The sequence below is a fragment of the Actinomadura gamaensis genome, assembly GCF_042652125.1.
GTDB lineage: Bacteria > Actinomycetota > Actinomycetes > Streptosporangiales > Streptosporangiaceae > Spirillospora > Spirillospora gamaensis.
In genome coordinates, this window is sequence record NZ_JBHSIT010000004.1 from 456,227 (window position 1) to 471,941 (window position 15,715).

General features: G+C 72.7%; 14 protein-coding genes. 6 read left to right on the forward strand and 8 right to left on the reverse strand.

Features of this window, described 5'->3' with window-relative positions:
- The first annotated feature begins 2 nt into the window (after window positions 1-2).
- The 3 genes from ACFPCY_RS16245 to ACFPCY_RS16255 all read left to right on the forward strand — a co-directional run bounded on the left by ACFPCY_RS16245 (window position 3) and on the right by ACFPCY_RS16255 (window position 3,535).
- Window positions 3-1,277: an aspartate kinase gene (locus ACFPCY_RS16245; protein WP_378255904.1), complete on the forward strand. Its 1,275-nt coding sequence runs from the start codon at window positions 3-5 to the stop codon at window positions 1,275-1,277.
- Between the two features lie 129 nt (window positions 1,278-1,406).
- Window positions 1,407-2,675: an FAD-dependent monooxygenase gene (locus ACFPCY_RS16250; RefSeq protein WP_378255906.1), complete on the forward strand. Its 1,269-nt coding sequence runs from the start codon at window positions 1,407-1,409 to the stop codon at window positions 2,673-2,675.
- Between the two features lie 188 nt (window positions 2,676-2,863).
- A complete protein-coding gene (locus ACFPCY_RS16255) occupies window positions 2,864-3,535 on the forward strand; it encodes a TetR/AcrR family transcriptional regulator (protein ID WP_378255908.1) in 672 nt (223 codons plus the stop codon).
- Between the two features lie 57 nt (window positions 3,536-3,592).
- Here the strand turns inward: ACFPCY_RS16255 and ACFPCY_RS16260 are convergent, their stop codons facing one another.
- The 5 genes from ACFPCY_RS16260 to ACFPCY_RS16280 form a co-directional block, all read right to left on the reverse strand.
- Complete coding sequence (locus ACFPCY_RS16260; RefSeq protein WP_378255910.1) at window positions 3,593-4,474, reverse strand: hypothetical protein; 882 nt, start codon at window positions 4,472-4,474, stop codon at window positions 3,593-3,595.
- A gap of 178 nt (window positions 4,475-4,652) precedes the next feature.
- Complete coding sequence (locus ACFPCY_RS16265; RefSeq protein WP_378255912.1) at window positions 4,653-6,410, reverse strand: S9 family peptidase; 1,758 nt, start codon at window positions 6,408-6,410, stop codon at window positions 4,653-4,655.
- Window positions 6,411-6,433: 23 nt separating this feature from the next.
- Entirely contained in the window at window positions 6,434-7,390 is a 957-nt protein-coding gene (locus ACFPCY_RS16270; protein ID WP_378255914.1) for a serine hydrolase, read from the reverse strand.
- Between the two features lie 419 nt (window positions 7,391-7,809).
- The gene (locus ACFPCY_RS16275) at window positions 7,810-8,766 is read right to left on the reverse strand and encodes a MerR family transcriptional regulator (protein WP_378255916.1); all 957 of its coding nucleotides are present in this window, start codon (window positions 8,764-8,766) and stop codon (window positions 7,810-7,812) included.
- A gap of 202 nt (window positions 8,767-8,968) precedes the next feature.
- On the reverse strand, window positions 8,969-9,232 hold the full coding sequence (locus ACFPCY_RS16280; protein ID WP_378255918.1) for a hypothetical protein: 264 nt from the start codon (window positions 9,230-9,232) through the stop codon (window positions 8,969-8,971).
- Window positions 9,233-9,542: 310 nt separating this feature from the next.
- Between ACFPCY_RS16280 and ACFPCY_RS16285 the strand changes: the two genes are divergently transcribed.
- Window positions 9,543-10,652, forward strand: a complete 1,110-nt coding sequence (locus ACFPCY_RS16285) for a pyridoxal-phosphate dependent enzyme (protein ID WP_378255920.1) — start codon at window positions 9,543-9,545, stop codon at window positions 10,650-10,652.
- Window positions 10,653-10,833: 181 nt separating this feature from the next.
- Here ACFPCY_RS16285 and ACFPCY_RS16290 read toward each other — a convergent pair whose 3' ends face one another.
- Window positions 10,834-11,259: a MarR family winged helix-turn-helix transcriptional regulator gene (locus ACFPCY_RS16290; RefSeq protein ID WP_378255922.1), complete on the reverse strand. Its 426-nt coding sequence runs from the start codon at window positions 11,257-11,259 to the stop codon at window positions 10,834-10,836.
- A 197-nt stretch (window positions 11,260-11,456) separates the two neighbouring features.
- Here ACFPCY_RS16290 and ACFPCY_RS16295 point away from each other — a divergent pair, with 197 nt between their 5' ends.
- The gene (locus ACFPCY_RS16295; protein WP_378255924.1) at window positions 11,457-13,499 is read left to right on the forward strand and encodes a phosphocholine-specific phospholipase C; all 2,043 of its coding nucleotides are present in this window, start codon (window positions 11,457-11,459) and stop codon (window positions 13,497-13,499) included.
- A 98-nt stretch (window positions 13,500-13,597) separates the two neighbouring features.
- The gene (gene rnhA, locus ACFPCY_RS16300; protein ID WP_378255926.1) at window positions 13,598-14,044 is read left to right on the forward strand and encodes a ribonuclease HI; all 447 of its coding nucleotides are present in this window, start codon (window positions 13,598-13,600) and stop codon (window positions 14,042-14,044) included.
- A 29-nt stretch (window positions 14,045-14,073) separates the two neighbouring features.
- Here the strand turns inward: rnhA and ACFPCY_RS16305 are convergent, their stop codons facing one another.
- Window positions 14,074-14,727: a class I SAM-dependent methyltransferase gene (locus ACFPCY_RS16305; RefSeq protein WP_378255928.1), complete on the reverse strand. Its 654-nt coding sequence runs from the start codon at window positions 14,725-14,727 to the stop codon at window positions 14,074-14,076.
- A gap of 76 nt (window positions 14,728-14,803) precedes the next feature.
- Window positions 14,804-15,640 carry an alpha/beta fold hydrolase gene (locus tag ACFPCY_RS16310; RefSeq protein WP_378255930.1) on the reverse strand — a complete coding sequence of 279 codons (837 nt, stop codon included), beginning with the start codon at window positions 15,638-15,640 and terminating at the stop codon, window positions 14,804-14,806.
- Window positions 15,641-15,715 lie beyond the last annotated feature (75 nt).

The following is a 15,715-nucleotide window of genomic DNA, read 5'->3' on the forward strand; positions in this document are numbered from 1 at the left end:
CCGTGGCCCTTGTCGTGCAGAAGTACGGTGGCTCCTCCGTCGCCGATGCCGAGCGCATCAAGGCGGTGGCCCAGCGGATCGTGGCGACCCGGAAGGCGGGCAACGACGTCGTCGTCGTGGTGTCCGCGATGGGCGACACGACCGACGACCTGATCGACAAGGCGAAGCAGGTGTCGCCGCTGCCCCCCGGGCGCGAGCTGGACATGCTGCTCACCGCCGGCGAGCGCATCTCGATGGCGCTGCTCGCCATGGCGATCTCCAACCTGGGCCACGAGGCCCGCTCGTTCACCGGCTCGCAGGCCGGGGTGATCACCGACGGCGCGCACGGCAAGGCGAAGATCATCGACGTCACGCCGGGCCGGATCCGGACCGCGCTCGGCGAGGGCTCGATCTGCATCGTCGCCGGGTTCCAGGGCGTGTCGCAGGGCACCAAGGACATCACCACGCTCGGCCGCGGCGGCTCCGACACCACCGCCGTCGCGCTCGCCGCGGCGCTGGACGCCGACGTCTGCGAGATCTACACCGACGTGGACGGCGTGTTCACCGCCGACCCGCGGATCGTCCCGGCCGCGCGCCGCATCCCGCGCATCTCCTACGAGGAGATGCTGGAGATGGCCGCGTCCGGCGCCAAGATCCTGCACCTGCGCTGCGTGGAGTACGCGCGCCGTTACAACATGCCGATCCACGTCCGCTCGTCCTTCTCCACGAAGGAGGGCACCTGGGTCGTCGACAGCAGCGAGATCGAAGGGCACGAGATGGAGCAGGCGATCATCTCCGGCGTCGCGCACGACCGGAGCGAGGCCAAGATCACGGTGGTGGGGGTGCCGGACAAGGTCGGCGAGGCCGCCTCCATCTTCTCGGCGCTGTCCGAGGCCGAGATCAACATCGACATGATCGTGCAGAACGTGTCCGCGGCGTCCACCGGGCGCACCGACATCTCGTTCACGCTGCCGGTCACCGACGGGCAGGCCGCGCTGACCGCGCTGAACAAGCTCAAGGACCGGATCGGCTTCGAGTCGCTGCGGTTCGACGACCGGATCGGCAAGGTCTCCCTGATCGGCGCGGGCATGCGCTCGCACCCGGGCGTGACCGCGAAGTTCTTCGGCGCGATCGCCGACGCGGGCGTCAACATCGAGATGATCTCCACCTCGGAGATCCGGATCTCGGTCGTGGTCGCGCAGGACGACGTGGACACCGCCGTCGCGTCCGCGCACCGCGCGTTCGACCTCGACTCCGACCAGATCGAGGCGGTCGTCTACGGCGGCACCGGCCGCTGACCAGCGCTTTCCCGAAGGGCCGTCCGGCGCGCCGGACGGCCCTTCGCATTGTCAGCGGGTGGTGCGCGGACGGTCAGCGCCTCCGGCGAATCTCCGTGTCATCGCAGGAACGACACAAGGGAGCGCGTCATGAAGGTTCTGATCTCGGGTGCGAGCATCGCCGGTCCGTCCCTCGCCTACTGGCTGACCCGGTACGGGCACGAGGTGACCGTGGTGGAGCGCGCGGCCGGCATCCGGCCCGGCGGCCAGGCGGTGGACTTCCGGGGCCGCGTCCACATGGAGGTCCTGACGAAGATGGGCATCCTGGACGAGATCCGGCGCCACCGGACCGAGAACGGGCCGCTGCACCTGATCGACGAGCGCGGCGAGGACCTGCTCGCGCTGCCCGCCTCGTTCACCGGCGGGCAGGTCGAGATCCAGCGCGGCGACCTGGCGCGCATCCTCTACGACCTCACGAAGGACGCCGCGCGGTACGTGTTCGACGACTCGATCACGTCCCTCCAGGAGACCGCCGACGGGGTGTACGCGACCTTCGAGCGCAGCGCGCCCGGGTGGTTCGACCTGGTCGTCGGCGCGGACGGGCTGCACTCGAACGTCCGGCGGCTGACCTTCGGCGACGAGTCGCAGTTCGTGCGGGACTCCGGGTACAACGTCGCGATCTTCAACGCGCCGAACCGGCTCCGGCTGGAGCGCGACGGCCTGCTCTACAGCGAGCCCGGCCGCGGCATCTCGGTCTACCCGCTGGGCGGCGGCGCGTCCGCGAACGTGATGTGCGTGTACGCCGCCGGGGACGCCACCGTGGACCGGCGCGACATCGAGGGCCAGAAGCGCCTGGTCGCCGGGCGTTTCGCCGGCATGGGCTGGCACACCCGTCCGCTCTTGGCGGACCTGGCGGGCGCGCCGTACTTCTACCACGACTCGATCAGCATCGTCCGGATGAAGTCCTGGACGAAGGGGCGCGTCGCGCTGCTCGGCGACGCCGGATACGGCGCGACCTGCGGCGGCATGGGCACCGGTCTCGCGGTCGTCTGCGCCTACGTCCTGGCGGGCGAGATCGCCGCCGCGGACGGCGACCACCGGGTCGCGTTCCCCGCCTACGAGCAGGCGATCCGCAAGTTCACCAAGGCGTGCCAGCAGGTCGCGGGCGGTGTCGGGCCGTTCTTCGCGCCGAAGACCGCGCGCAGCCTGCGGCGCCGCACCCGGATCTACAAGGTGCTCACCGCCGGGCCGCTGCTGCGCCTGCTGGACAAGCTGACCACCAAGGCCGCCACGTCCATCGAGCTCAAGGACTACCCCGCGCCCGTCCGCCACGCCGCCGCCGCTCACGCCGCCGCTCACGTCCCCGCTCACGTCCCTGCTCACGGCGCTGATGACGGCACCGTTCGCGCCCGCGCATGAGGCGCCGGACGGACGCGGCGACTCGCGCGGGCGGGACGGTGATCCTTCCGGTCTGGGAACGGGTCCCAAAGGGGGCGAAACGGGACCGGAAGGTGGCGGGAAGGGCAGGGCCGGGTCGCCGAAAGGCGCGCCCGGCCCTGAATCGCGACGAACGCAACAGCCAAGTGTCTCTGCGGGCCTTTAGGGTGATGGGCGTGACCGAGACCAAAGCCGTCAGGTCCGAGACGCGGACACAGATCGTCCAGACCGCGCTCCGCCTCTTCCGGGAGCGCGGATACGAGGCGACGACCATGCGCGCCATCGCCAAGGAGGCGGGGGTCGCGGTCGGGAACGCCTACTACTACTTCGGTTCCAAGGAAGAGCTCCTCCAGGCCTACTACGACCAGCTCCAGGAGGAGCACGAGGAGGCCTGCCGGGCCGTCCTGGCGAGCGAGCGCGACTTCGCGCCGCGGCTGCGCGGCGTGCTGCGCGCGCGGGTCGACACGATGGTCCCCTACCACGAGTTCGCCGGGAAGTTCTTCAAGTTCGCCGCCGAGCCCGACAGCCCGCTCAACCCGTTCAGCTCCGAGTCCGGGTCCGCGCGCAGCGCCGCCGTCGCGCTGTACCGCGAGGTCGTGGACGGCTCGACGCTGAAGATCGACGACGACTTCCGCGCCGAGCTGCCCGAACTGCTCTGGCTGTACTCGATGGGCATCGTCCTGTACTGGGTGCACGACTCGTCCGAGGGCTGCCGCAAGACCTACCTGCTCGTGGATCGGACCGTTCCGCTGGTGAACAAGATGGTCTCGATGTCGCGGCTGCCCGGGTTCAAGTCCGTGACGCGCGACCTCGTCGGGATCATCCGCGACGTCCGCGCCTGACCACCGCCCACCGCCACCGCCTGCTGCGCGGCCCCGTGGGGAGGCGTGCGCCGCCGTCTACTCGGGGACGAGGATGTCCCAGTGGCTGGCCTCGCGGGCGAAGACGTCCCCGTCGGGGGAGCGGTAGAGCTCGGCCCGGTCGCCGCCGCGCTGCCCGGCGTACTGGAAGTGGCCGGGGATGTAGGCGTCCAGGCATCCGGTCGGCATCACGTCGATCTTGTGACCGGTCTCGTGGCTGAGCCTGCCCGGGGCGTGGCCGCGCTCCGTGCCGCCGGAGACGGTCAGCGGGCAGCGGCTCGCCCGGGCGAAGGCGACCAGGTCGTCCAGCGAGCCGCGCAGCAGCCCGTCTAGCGCGGTGCAACGCGGGTTCGCGCGGTCGGCGCAGTGCCCGTTGGAGCGCCAGCGGACGTTGCCGGCGCTCAGCAGCCGCTCGACGGCCTGCTGCGTGAGCGGGACGGCGCGGGCGACATGGGCCATCCGGGCCGCCAGATCCGCGAGGCGTTCGCCCAGGTCGCCCAGCAGGCTGTGGTGGGAGTGGGGACGCAGCGCCGTCGCCACCAGCGCCCGGCCGCCCCCGCCGTACATCCGGCGCGATCTCCTGATCGCCATGGCGCGGTTTCCGGAGTCGGCCGCCGAAGCCCGGTCGGCGGCGCCCGCGAGCGCCGAGGCGCCCTTGCCCGCCGAAGCCCCCTTGCCGGCCGCTGAGACGCCCTTGCCCGCCGCCGACGCCCGCTCGCCTGGCGTCGAGGTGCGCTCGCCCGTGGTCGAGGTGCGCTCGCCCGGCGTGGAGGTGCGCTTGGCCGTGGTCGAGGTTCGCCCGGACGTCGCCGTCGTGGCGGCGTCTAAAGGCGGGACGCGCGGCCATGACGGCACGGTCGCCGTGCTCGCCGCGAGCGGCACGGCGGCCAGGGCCAGCCACCAGTCGATCCGCCTTCTCATCGGTCCTCCCGGCACGCTCTGCGTCGCCGGGGGGACGGCGCTCGGTGCGCCGCGCGGCATCGTGCCGGACGATTCCCGGCCCGCACGCCGGTCAAACCGGACAGATCCCCGCGTCCCACCCGGACGGACCGGGCGACGAACCGCGTTCGCCCAGGTGGGACGGGGTTTCGTGTAGATGTCAGAGATGCTTCAGGGCGAACCCGATCTCCGCCTCCATCTGCTTGATCCGCTCCTCGACGACGAGCGAGCCGTGCCCGGCGTCGTAGCGGTACACCTCGTGCGGACGGCCCAGCTCGGCGAGCCGGGCGAGGTAGTTGTCGATCTGGCGGATCGGGCAGCGCGGGTCGTTCTCCCCGGCGAGGATCAGCACGGGCGCCCGCACCCGGTCGACATAGGTGATAGGTGAGGATTCGCGGTATTTGTCCGGAACCTCGTCCGGCGATCCGCCGAACAGCGACCGGTCGAACGCCTGGAGCGCCTCCATCTCGTCCTCGAACGCGGCGACGTAGTCGGCGACCGGGACGGCCGCGACCGCCACCGACCAGTCGTCCGGCTGCGTCCCGATTCCGAGCAGGGTGAGGAAGCCGCCCCACGACCCGCCCGTCAGCACCAGCCGCTCGGGATCGGCCAGCCCGGACGCGACCGCCCAGTCGCGGACGGCCTTCACGTCCTCCAGCTCGGTGAGGCCGACGCGGCCCTCGATCGCGTCCCGCCACGCCGAGCCGTACCCGGTGGAGCCGCGGTAGTTGACCCGGACGACCGCGAACCCGTGGTCCACCCACGCGCCGACGGACGCCACGAACGAGTCGTCGTCCTGCGCGGTCGGGCCGCCGTGCACGTCGAACACCGTCGGGAACGGGCCCTCGCCCTCCTCGGGACGGCTGACCAGCGCGTGGATCCGGCCGCCGGGGCCGTCCACCCAGGCGTCCTCGACCGGCACCGACGGCGGCGCGGGCGGCCCCTCCGGCGCCAGCACCACCGTGCCGGCCGTGGACCGGATCACCGGCGGCTCGGCCGCCGACGACCAGGCGAACTCGACCGTGCCGTCCGGGCGCGCGGTCGCGCCGCCGATCGACCCGCGCGGCGTCTCGATCCGGGACAGCTCACCAGAAGCCAGGTCGTACCGGTACAGCTCGTCGCGCGCCTCGTACGAGTGCGTGACCAGCAGCGCCGTCGCGTCCGGGAACCAGTCCGCGTCGATCTCGCCGGGCAGGTCGAAGGTGATCTCGTTCTGCTCGCCGGTCACCGGGTCCCAGACGAGGACCTCCTCGCGCCCGCGCCGCTCGTGCCCGACGAGCAGCCGCGAGTCGCCCGCGACCGGCGCGAACCCGGACGAGTACACGCCCTTGCCCGGCCCGTCCCAGAGCTCGCCGACCGTCGAGCCGTCCTCGGTCCGGACGACGCGGATCGCCATGTGCCGGCTGTCGCCGTGCTCGCTGTGCCCGATCGCGATCAGCGACTCGTCCCGCGAGAGGCCGCCGACGTGCGCGTCCTCGGCGTGCTCGTAGAGCGTCACCAGCTCGCCGTTCCGGTACCGATGGACGGTGCTGCCCTGCTCTCCGGACCGTCCGACCACGACCGTCCCGCCGCTGCCGAGCGCCAGCCCGGACGGGTAGGACGGCTCCAGCCCCGGCACCGCGATCTCCGCCTCGCCGCCGCCGAACGGGGTGCGCTTCCACACCCCGAACTCGTCGCCGTCGGTGTCGTCGAACCACCAGACCCACGCGCCGGACGGGTCGACGGCCCCCATCCACGTCCCGTTCGGCCGGTCGGTGACCCGGCGCCGCTCCCCGGTGTCCCGGTCCCAGACGTAGATCTCCCACGTCCCGGTCGCGTTCGACTGGTACGTGCTCCGCTGCGGCGCGTCGCGCGCCCACCTGGGCAGGCTCACCCGTGCGGCCCGAAACCGCGCCTTCCAACGTTCCTCGTCGACCATGCCCCCAGTATCGAGCGTCCCGGTCAGACGTTGGGCGGGACCGAGCCGTCGGACTGCTCCCACGGGACGTTCTGGGCGCCCTGCGTGGTCAGCGAGCGCAGGCCGGGGTTCAGGTTGCCGTGGACGGCCCGGGCGACGCGCTCGATCGTGCTGACGCCATACGCCATGGACGGCGTGTCGCGGGTGAGGACGGCGATCGTGTAGGAGTGGCCGCGTCCGGTGAACGCGCCGATGCTGTGCACGCGCCACGCGGAGCCGTGGCGGGGGAGCCAGCCGTTCTTGACGTGCCAGGTGATGCCGGACGGCGTGCCCGCGGGCGTGCCCCAGCGCTGCGAGGAGATGACCTCGTGCATCAGGCCGAGCGCGTAGGAGCGGGCCTTGTCGGTCAGCAGGCCGTTGCGTTCGGTGTACTTGCGCAGCAGGACGATCTCGTCCCGCGCGGTGATCTGGGTGAGGCCCCAGTAGCCGCCCGACCCGAGCGTGGTCTGGGTCATGCCCGCCTGGCCCAGGAAGCGCTGCATGCGGGTGCGGCCGACGTGCGTCCACAGCTTGGACGCCGCGTCGTTGTCCGACCGCGTGATCATCTTCTTGGCGAGGGACTTCTCCGACGCCGTCATGGGCCGCTTCTCGTCCAGCACCTTGCGCAGCAGCGCGCCGAGGATGGTCGCCTTCACGACGCTCGCCGAGTCGAAGCGGCGCCCGGCCAAGACGCCGCACCAGAGCTTGCGCTCGACGTCGTAGACGGCGACGGACTCGGTTCCGGAACGTCCGCGCAGGGCGGCGGCGATGGCGTTGCCGAGCCGCTTGGCGGTGGCGGGCGCGGACGGCGAGGAGCAGATCGCCGCCGCGGACGACGAGGTCCCTCCGGCGGGCGTCGGCGAGGCGCCTCGAACCGGCGCGGCCTGGGCGGCTCCGGCGGTGGACGCGAGTGCGGCGGTGAGAACGGCGGCGGTGAGGACACGCGGTACACGTCGGGTCACGTCCGTCACGCTAGTGATCTCACGACACACGCCAGGGCCGGGTTGCGGTAACGGTTCGGCAACGGTGCGGCCCGGCAGGGACGAGGCGGTGCCCGCTAGGTGCGTAACGCGGCACGCCTAGGTGCGTGGCGCGCCCGGACAGGTGCGTGCGGGGTCGCGAATAGGGGTCGCGCCGCGGCGGAGGTGCCCGCCGAGGCGGAGAAGAGCGCTGCCGCGGCGGACGAGGGGGCTGCCGCGCCAGGTAAGGCTGCCGCGCCAGGCTGCCGCGCCGGGCAAGGGCTGCCGCGGCGGGCAAGGCTGCCGCGCCAGGCTGCCGCGCCGGGCACGGTTGCCGCGCCGGGCAAGGGCTGCCGCGGCGGGCAAGGGCTGCCGCGGCGGGCAAGGGCTGCCGCGGCGGGGAAGGGGGCCGGCGCGGGCGGTCACTCGGGCTGGGTCGCGAGGCCTCCGAGGACGCGGTCGATCTCGGCGCGGACCTGGCGGTCCATCGCGGCCGCGAAGCCGACCTCGACCGCGAGCTCCGCGCCCGGACGCAGCCGGGCGAGGGTGCCGGCGAGCTCGCCGGTGTCCTTGCCGGCCGGTCCGCCGACGACGTACTGCGAGGTCAGCCGGACGAACAGGGCGGCCAGCTCGTCCAGGCGGCGGCGCAGCTCCAGCCCGGCGGCGAGCACCTCCTCCAGCGGCACGCCCGCGCGGACGAACGCGATCGTCGTCTCCAGCTGGCGGCGGCTCCAGTGCGTGACGCGGTCGCCGTCCACCTCCAGCAGCCCGGCCTCGGCGACCGCGCGCAGCCGCTCGCGGGTGACCTGGCCGGGGAAGAGCGCGGCGAGCTCGTCGTAGCTCATGGTCACCGGCTCCTCGTGCGACCACGGGTCGGTGACGGCCCGCTCGACGCCGAGGACGCTGTGGATGTCGCGGCCCTGCTCCCACGCCGACAGCAGCTCCCGGATGCCCTCCAGGGTGTGGCCGCGCTCCAGCAGGTTCGCGATCATGCGGAGCCGGGCGAGGTGCTCCTCGGAGTAGAGGCCGATCCGGCCGGTGCGGCGCGGCGGCGGCAGGAGCTTGCGCTCCTGGTAGTAGCGGAGCGTCCGGACGGGCAGCCCGGCGGCCTCGGCGAGCTCGCCGATCCGGTACTCGCGTCCGGACCCGGGGCCCTGGCCCGGTCCCTGGCTCGGTCCCAGTTCCGATCCCAGGCCCGGTCCCTTGCCTCGGCCCGGTCCCTGACCCTGGCCGGGGACGGCGGGAACGGCGGGAACGGCGGGGACGGCCGGGGCCGCACCGGGCCGCTCCTCGGCGGCGTCTTCGCTGCTGCCCTCGGGGGTGCCTCGCCTGGCGCCCTCGCCGGTGCCTTGGCCCATCAGATCCCGTTCAGCGCGCACCGGGTCAGCATAGTTCGCCCGGCCGGGCCCTGATCACGTGGTGTTGCGAAGTGTTCGCGTTGCGCGCGGTTTGCGACGGGTCCGCGGTTCCGCGGCGGCGGTTTCCTCGTCGGTGGCGACGAGCTGGGACAGGGTGCGGGGCGCGACCCTGGACTCCGGGCGGTCGGCGAAGCGGGAACGGCGCATCGTGGCCCCCTCCCCGTCAGGCCGCGGAGACCGGGCTGGGGAAGGCGTGCGAGACGGCGTCGAGCGCCCAGCGCATCCTCCGCGCGAACAGTTCGGGGTGGTCGCCGGCCTCCTGCGCGACGTACGCGGCGCAGTCGCGGCAGGCGCACAGGCCGTCCTCGACGACGCTGCGGATCTGCTCGTCGGACGGGCCCTGCGACTCCTGGAGGCGCGAGGCGAACAGGATCTGGGCCAGGTCGGCTTCGGTCATCTCGGTCGGCATCGTCGGCATCGTCGCCATCGTGGACCTTCTTCCTTCGGGAGGGGTCTCCCGGCCCCTTCTCCTGCTTATGACTCTGACGGTCCGGCGAACTCATCGCCATCGGTGAAAACCCCCATTCGGTGGTGGACCCGACCCCCATGTCCGTCAGGTAAGTCCCCTGTGTCCTCTGCTCACGCCGCGTGAGCGAGCGGTCACGTCACCGTCTCTTACCCGCATCGCGGCGAGAATGCCTCGCGCGCATGACGGGCCCTTCTCGGGAACTCACCGGAGATCGCCATCGGAAACGTCCGCTGGACCGGGAGAACGCCGGTAGGGAAAGGTCGGGATCATGCAGCCGCCCGCCACCGACCTCACGCCCGCGTCGAGCACGGACGCCGCGACGCCCCGATGGTTCGCCAACCCCGTCGCGCGCTCCTGGCGGTGCGAGCCGCCCTCGCGGGACGTCGCCGCCTTCCACGCCGGGCTGCACGGGTACGCGCCGACCCCGCTGGTCGAGCTGCCCGGGCTCGCCGCCGAGCTCGGCGTCGGGCGCCTGCTGGTGAAGGACGAGTCGGCGCGGCTCGGGCTGCCCGCCTTCAAGATCCTCGGGGCGTCGTGGGGCGTGCACCGCGCGCTGGCGGCCCGTTACGGCCTGCCCCCTTCGGCCACCGCGGCGGAGCTGCGACTCAAGATCGCCGAGTTCGGGCCGGTCCGGCTCGTCACGGCCACCGACGGGAACCACGGCCGCGCCGTCGCCCGCATGGCGCGCCTGTACGGGCTGCCCGCGCACGTGTTCGTGGCGGCGGGCGTCCATCCGTCCGCGTGCGCGGCGATCGAGGGCGAGGGCGCGCGGGTGACGGTTCTGGACGTCCCTTACGACGAGGCCGTCCGGCGGGCGGCGGAGTCGGGCGGGCTGCTCGTCCAGGACATGGGACGGCCCGGCTACGAGGACGTCCCGCGCTGGATCTGCGACGGCTACACGACGCTGTTCACCGAGATCGACGAGCGGCTCGGCGGCCCGCCCGACCTGGTGGCGTTCCCGGTCGGGGTCGGCTCGCTCGCGCAGGCCGCCGTGACGCACTACCGGGGCGGGCCGGAGCCGGGGCCGTCGCTGCTCTCCGTCGAGCCGGACGCGGCGGCGAGCCTGCTGGCCTCGCTCGTCGCGGGCCGCCGCGTCGCCACCCCGCCCGGCCGGACGATCATGGCGGGCCTCAACTGCACCACGCCGTCCGAGACGGCCTGGCCGATCCTGCGCGCCGGGATCGACGCCGCCGTCGCGGTGTCCGACGCCGACGCGGCGCGGGCCGTCCGCGACCGGGGCGAGCTCGGCGTGGACGCGGGTCCCTGCGGCGCGGCGTCCCTCGCGGGTCTCCGCGCCGCGCTGCCGCGCCTGCCCCGCCAGGGCACGGTCGTCATGCTCAGCACTGAAGGCCGGGAGGCCAACCCCAACGCCGGCTGACGACGCCGACCGCGGGCCAGGCCGCGGGGCCAGGTGGCGGCGTCGGGCCGCGCCGTCCGGCCGCGGGGTTGGGCCACGGGTCAGGTGCGGGGTTGGGCCACGGGTCAGGCCGCAGAGTCGGGCGGCCGCGTCCGACCGCGGGATCGGGCTGCGGGTTGGGGCCGCGGGGTTGGGCTGGGGGTCAGGTGCGGCGGCCGGCCAGGGGGCGGAGGCTGGCCAGCAGGGCCTGCTGGTCGGGGGCGGCGGCGAAGAAGGCGCCGTCGGCGCTCTCGACGGCCTTGATGGCGGCCTCGGCCATGGCGCGGCCCTGGTCGGTGATGCGCAGCCGCTTGGCGCGCGTGTCGGCGGCGTCCGTCTCGCGGACGAGCAGGCCCTTGTCCTCCAGCCGCCGGACGACCTGGGACGTCATCTTCACGTCGGTGTCGGCATGCTGGGCGAGGGTGAGCTGGTTCGGCCGGACGCCGTCGCGGTCCAGCCACCACAGGCTCGCGAGCAGGACGAACTGGACGTGCGTCAGCGAGAACGGCGCGAGCGTCGCCGTGATCTGCCGCTGCCAGCGCAGCGTCGCCCGCCAGAGCAGGTAGCCGGGGCTGTCGTCCGGATCCATGTCACCCTCCGCGCAGATGGTCTACGCACATCCTAACCCGGCGGCGGGTGCTGTTCACGCCGGGGACGGGCGGCCGTAAGCGGCCGTTGACGTTTTCGTGTGCGGTGGGCGACATTGTTTGCGCGATAATCCCCCGCTTGGCGCAACTCTGCGCAATTCGCGCCCGATGCGCCGTTCGCTCCGTGAGGAGACGTGCCATGACCGCAGTGAACCGCCGCAGGTTCCTCCAGATCGCGGGTGGCGCGACCGCCCTGACGATGCTGCCCGAGAGCATCGCCAGGGCAGCCGCCATCCCGGCGCACCGCCGCACCGGAACCCTCAAGGACGTCGAGCACATCGTCGTCCTGATGCAGGAGAACCGCTCGTTCGACCACTACTTCGGCGCGCTGCGCGGCGTGCGCGGCTTCAACGACCCGCGGCCGGTCGTCCTGCCCAGCGGGAAGACGGTCTGGCACCAGCAGAACGGGAGCACCGAGGTGCTGCCGTTCCGCCCGGACGTGGACGACCTCGGCATGAAGTACCTGCCGGGCCTCGACCACGACTGGAACGGCGGCCACAAGGCGTGGCACGACGGCCGCTACGACCAGTGGATCCCGGCCAAGGGCGTCAACACGATGGCGCACCTCGAACGCCGGGACATCCCGTTCCACTACGCGCTGGCCGACGCGTTCACCATCTGCGACGCCTACCACTGCTCGTTCATCGGCGCGACCGACCCGAACCGCTACTACATGTGGACGGGCTACGTCGGCAACGACGGCAAGGGCGGCGGCCCCGTCCTCGGCAACGACGAGAAGGGCTACGGCTGGACGACCTATCCCGAGCGCCTGGAGAAGGCCGGGATCTCCTGGAAGGTCTACCAGGACACCGGCGACGGCCTCGACGCGAGCGGCTCGTGGGGCTGGACGAACGACCCGTTCATCGGCAACTACGGCGACACGTCCCTGCTGTACTTCGACAACTACCGGAACGCCAAGCCGGGGGACGCGCTCTACGAGAAGGCGCGGAAGGGCACGACCGTCAAGCAGGGCGGCACGTACTTCGACATCCTCCGCGACGACGTGAAGAACGGGCGTCTCCCGCAGGTCTCCTGGATCACCGCGCCCGAGGCGTACTCCGAGCACCCGAACTGGCCGGTCAACTACGGCGCCTGGTACGTCGCGCAGGTCCTGGACGCGCTGACCTCGAACCCGGACGTGTGGAGCAAGACCGTCCTGCTGCTCACCTACGACGAGAACGACGGGTTCTTCGACCACGTCGTCCCGGCGTTCGCGCCCGCGTCGGCCGACCAGGGGCTCTCGACCGCCGACAGCAGGTACGAGGTGTTCCCCGGGAACGCGAGCCGCCCCGCCGGCCCGTACGGGCTCGGGCCGCGCGTGCCGATGCTCGCGATCTCGCCGTGGAGCAAGGGCGGCTGGGTCTGCTCCCAGACCTTCGACCACACGTCGGTCATCCAGTTCATCGAGAAGCGGTTCGGCGTGGTCGAGCCGAACATCTCGCCGTGGCGGCGCGCGGTCTGCGGCGACCTGACGTCCGCGTTCGACTTCGCGCGCACGCCCGACCCGAAGCCCGCGCAACTGCCGTCCACCAGCGGATACGTTCCGCCGGACAGGAACCGGCACGCCAGCTACCCGATCCGGCCGCCCGGCAGCCCGGCGATGCCGAAGCAGGAGGCGGGCTCGCGGTACGCGCGTCCGCTGCCGTACGCGCTGGACGTCACGGCGTCGGTCGCGCCGTCCAAGGTGACGGTGAGCTTCGCGTCCGGGCCGTCGGTGGGCGCGAACTTCTACGTCACCTCGTCCGCGCGCCCGGACGGCCCGTGGACGTACACGGTCGAGGCGGGCAAGAAGCTCTCCGACACCTGGACGTTCCCGGGCGCGTACGAGCTGTCGGTGTACGGCCCGAACGGCTTCCTGCGCCAGTTCAAGGGCGACACGACGAAGCCCGCGCCCGAGATCGCCGTCACGAAGGCCGGCTCGCACCTGCGCGTCACGGTGACGAACCGGAGCGCGGCGGCCGTGGGCATCGCGATCGCCGACGCCTACGAGGGGCTGAAGGCGGTCACGCACACGGTGCGGGCGGGGCACAAGGTCACCCACACCGTCCCGCTGCACCGGTCGGCGTCCTGGTACGACGTGACGGTGACGGTGCCGGGCGACCCGTCCTACCTGCGCCGGTTCGCCGGGCATGTGGAGAACGGCCGTCCGAGCCTGAGCGACCCGGCCCTCAACGCCCGTTGACGCATCGGGCGGCGGTCCCCAGGGGGAGCGGTGTTCACGCGGAGCGATCGGCGCCGGACGGTAAGGTGTCCGGCGTCGATCGCCCGTCCGCTGGAGCCGTGTTGTCCGAACCCGTGATCATCTACACCGACGGCGGTTGCAGCCCGAATCCGGGCGCGGGCGGCTGGGGCGCGATCCTGCGCTACGGACCGCACGAGAAGGAACTGCGCGGCGGCGAGCCCGACACCACCAACAACCGGATGGAACTGATGGCCGCCATCGAGGCCCTCGAACACCTCCGGCGGCCGTCCGTCGTCCAGATCCACACCGACAGCCAGTACGTCCGGCAGGGCATCACGCAGTGGATGAACTCCTGGAAGCGCAACGGCTGGCAGACCGCCGCCCGCAAGCCCGTCAAGAACGCCGACCTGTGGCGCCGCCTCGACGAGGCCGTCCGCCGCCACCAGGTCGAATGGTTCTGGGTGAAGGGCCACGCGGGCGACCCCGGCAACGAGCGCGCGGACGAGCTGGCGACGCTGGGCCGCGCCGAGTTCGGAACGGTCTAGCGGACTTCTAGCGGATCTCTAGCCGTTCGCTAGCCGTTCGCGGCGCTTCCTGGACGGAGCTCGAAGACGGCGGCACGCGTCGTGTCGCGTTCTTCCAGATTGCCGGTCTCCGGCACGTCGTACTCGGCGACGGCTTCCAGACCGCGCGGCAGGTAGGGCCGTCTCGGATCGCCGACCAGCACGTGCGCGCCCCGCTCGGCGCAGGCCCGGAGGACGGCGAGCATCGGCGGAGCCATGTCGGGGTCGTAGCAGACGTCCCCGGCGAGCACGACGTCGGCGGCTTTCAGTTCGCTTGCCGACTCGTCCGCCGTCACGTCGGCTCGGACGGTTTCGACTACGACATTGTTGAGCGCGGCGTTCTCCGCGGCGGCGGTCTGCGCGAGCGGATCCACGTCGAACGCCGTCACGGCCGCCGCGCCGACGAGCGCCGCCGCGATCGCGACCAGACCCGAGCCGCTCGCGATGTCCGCGACGCGGCGTCCGGCCACGGCCTCCGGACGGTCGAGGACGAACCGCGCGAGCGCCTGCCCGCCCGACCAGGCGAAAGCCCAGAACGGCGGGTCGTCGGCGCGGGTGGCCGTCCAGGTGGCGAACGGCTCCTCCGCGAGCCTCAGCCGTATCTCCGGCACCAGCGGCGGTGAGGTCAGCCGGGTCAGTCCTCGCACCACCGCACGCTCGTCCACCAGCACACCGTAGTCAGCGCGAGCGTCTTGCGCGCGCGAGGCGAGCCGTCATGGCGGACGCGCTCACGCGCGGGGGTCAAGCGCGGGAGCGCTTCGCTTCTGCGTCGTCCCAGAAGGCGGCGAGCAGTTTGTTGAGCGTGTCGGGTGCATCGACATGCGGATAGTGCGCCGATCCCGGAATCGATACGTGACGTGCGCCGATGCGTTCGGCCGTCACGCGCGCGCACGCGAGGAGCGGCCCGCCGCCGCGCTCGCGGTACAGGTCGGGAGCCGTTTCCCACGTCCCGGACACGACGAGCTTGGGAAACGGCGCGACGCTCAATGCGGGAACCGGAATCCCGGCCTCCCAGCACACCCGCTCGGCCGCCGCACTGGCCGCCGCGCGCAACCGCTCCTCGGTCGGCTCCATCGGCGGAAGGCCCACCGATTCGGTCGCGGCGCGCAACCACTGCTCGGGCGTCAGGTCGGGGACGTCGGCGTACGCCTCGCGGTTGGCCCGCAACGCGGCGGCGACCTGCGGATCGTCCGCCGCGGCCTGGTAGCACCCCGGCTCGATCAGGACCAGCGACCGGACGGCGTCCGCCCGCCGCGCCGCCGCGATCATCGCGCCGACCGCGCCGTACGAGTGCCCGACGAGGTGCGCGCCGTCCCCGAGCAGCTCGGCCACGTCGTCGGCGTCGGCCAGGTAGTCGCTGCGGAACACCGGACCGGCGTCCGGGCTCCCGCCGTGCCCGCGCCGGTCCATCAGGACGAGCCGGAACCGGTCCGCGAGCCCGCGCTGCGCCGCGAACCCGGACACCGGGTCATCGCCCCAGCTCAGTGACCCGTGCACGAACACGACCCGCGGGCCGTCCGCCGGTCCGACGACGCTCGCGTGCACCTCGCCCGGCAGGTTCCCGTTGGGGCGGAACATCGAGCCACCTCCTTAAACGACGTTCGATGGAGTTAAACAGTGTATAAGGCCGCGCCTCGGGCCATCGTCCGCCTC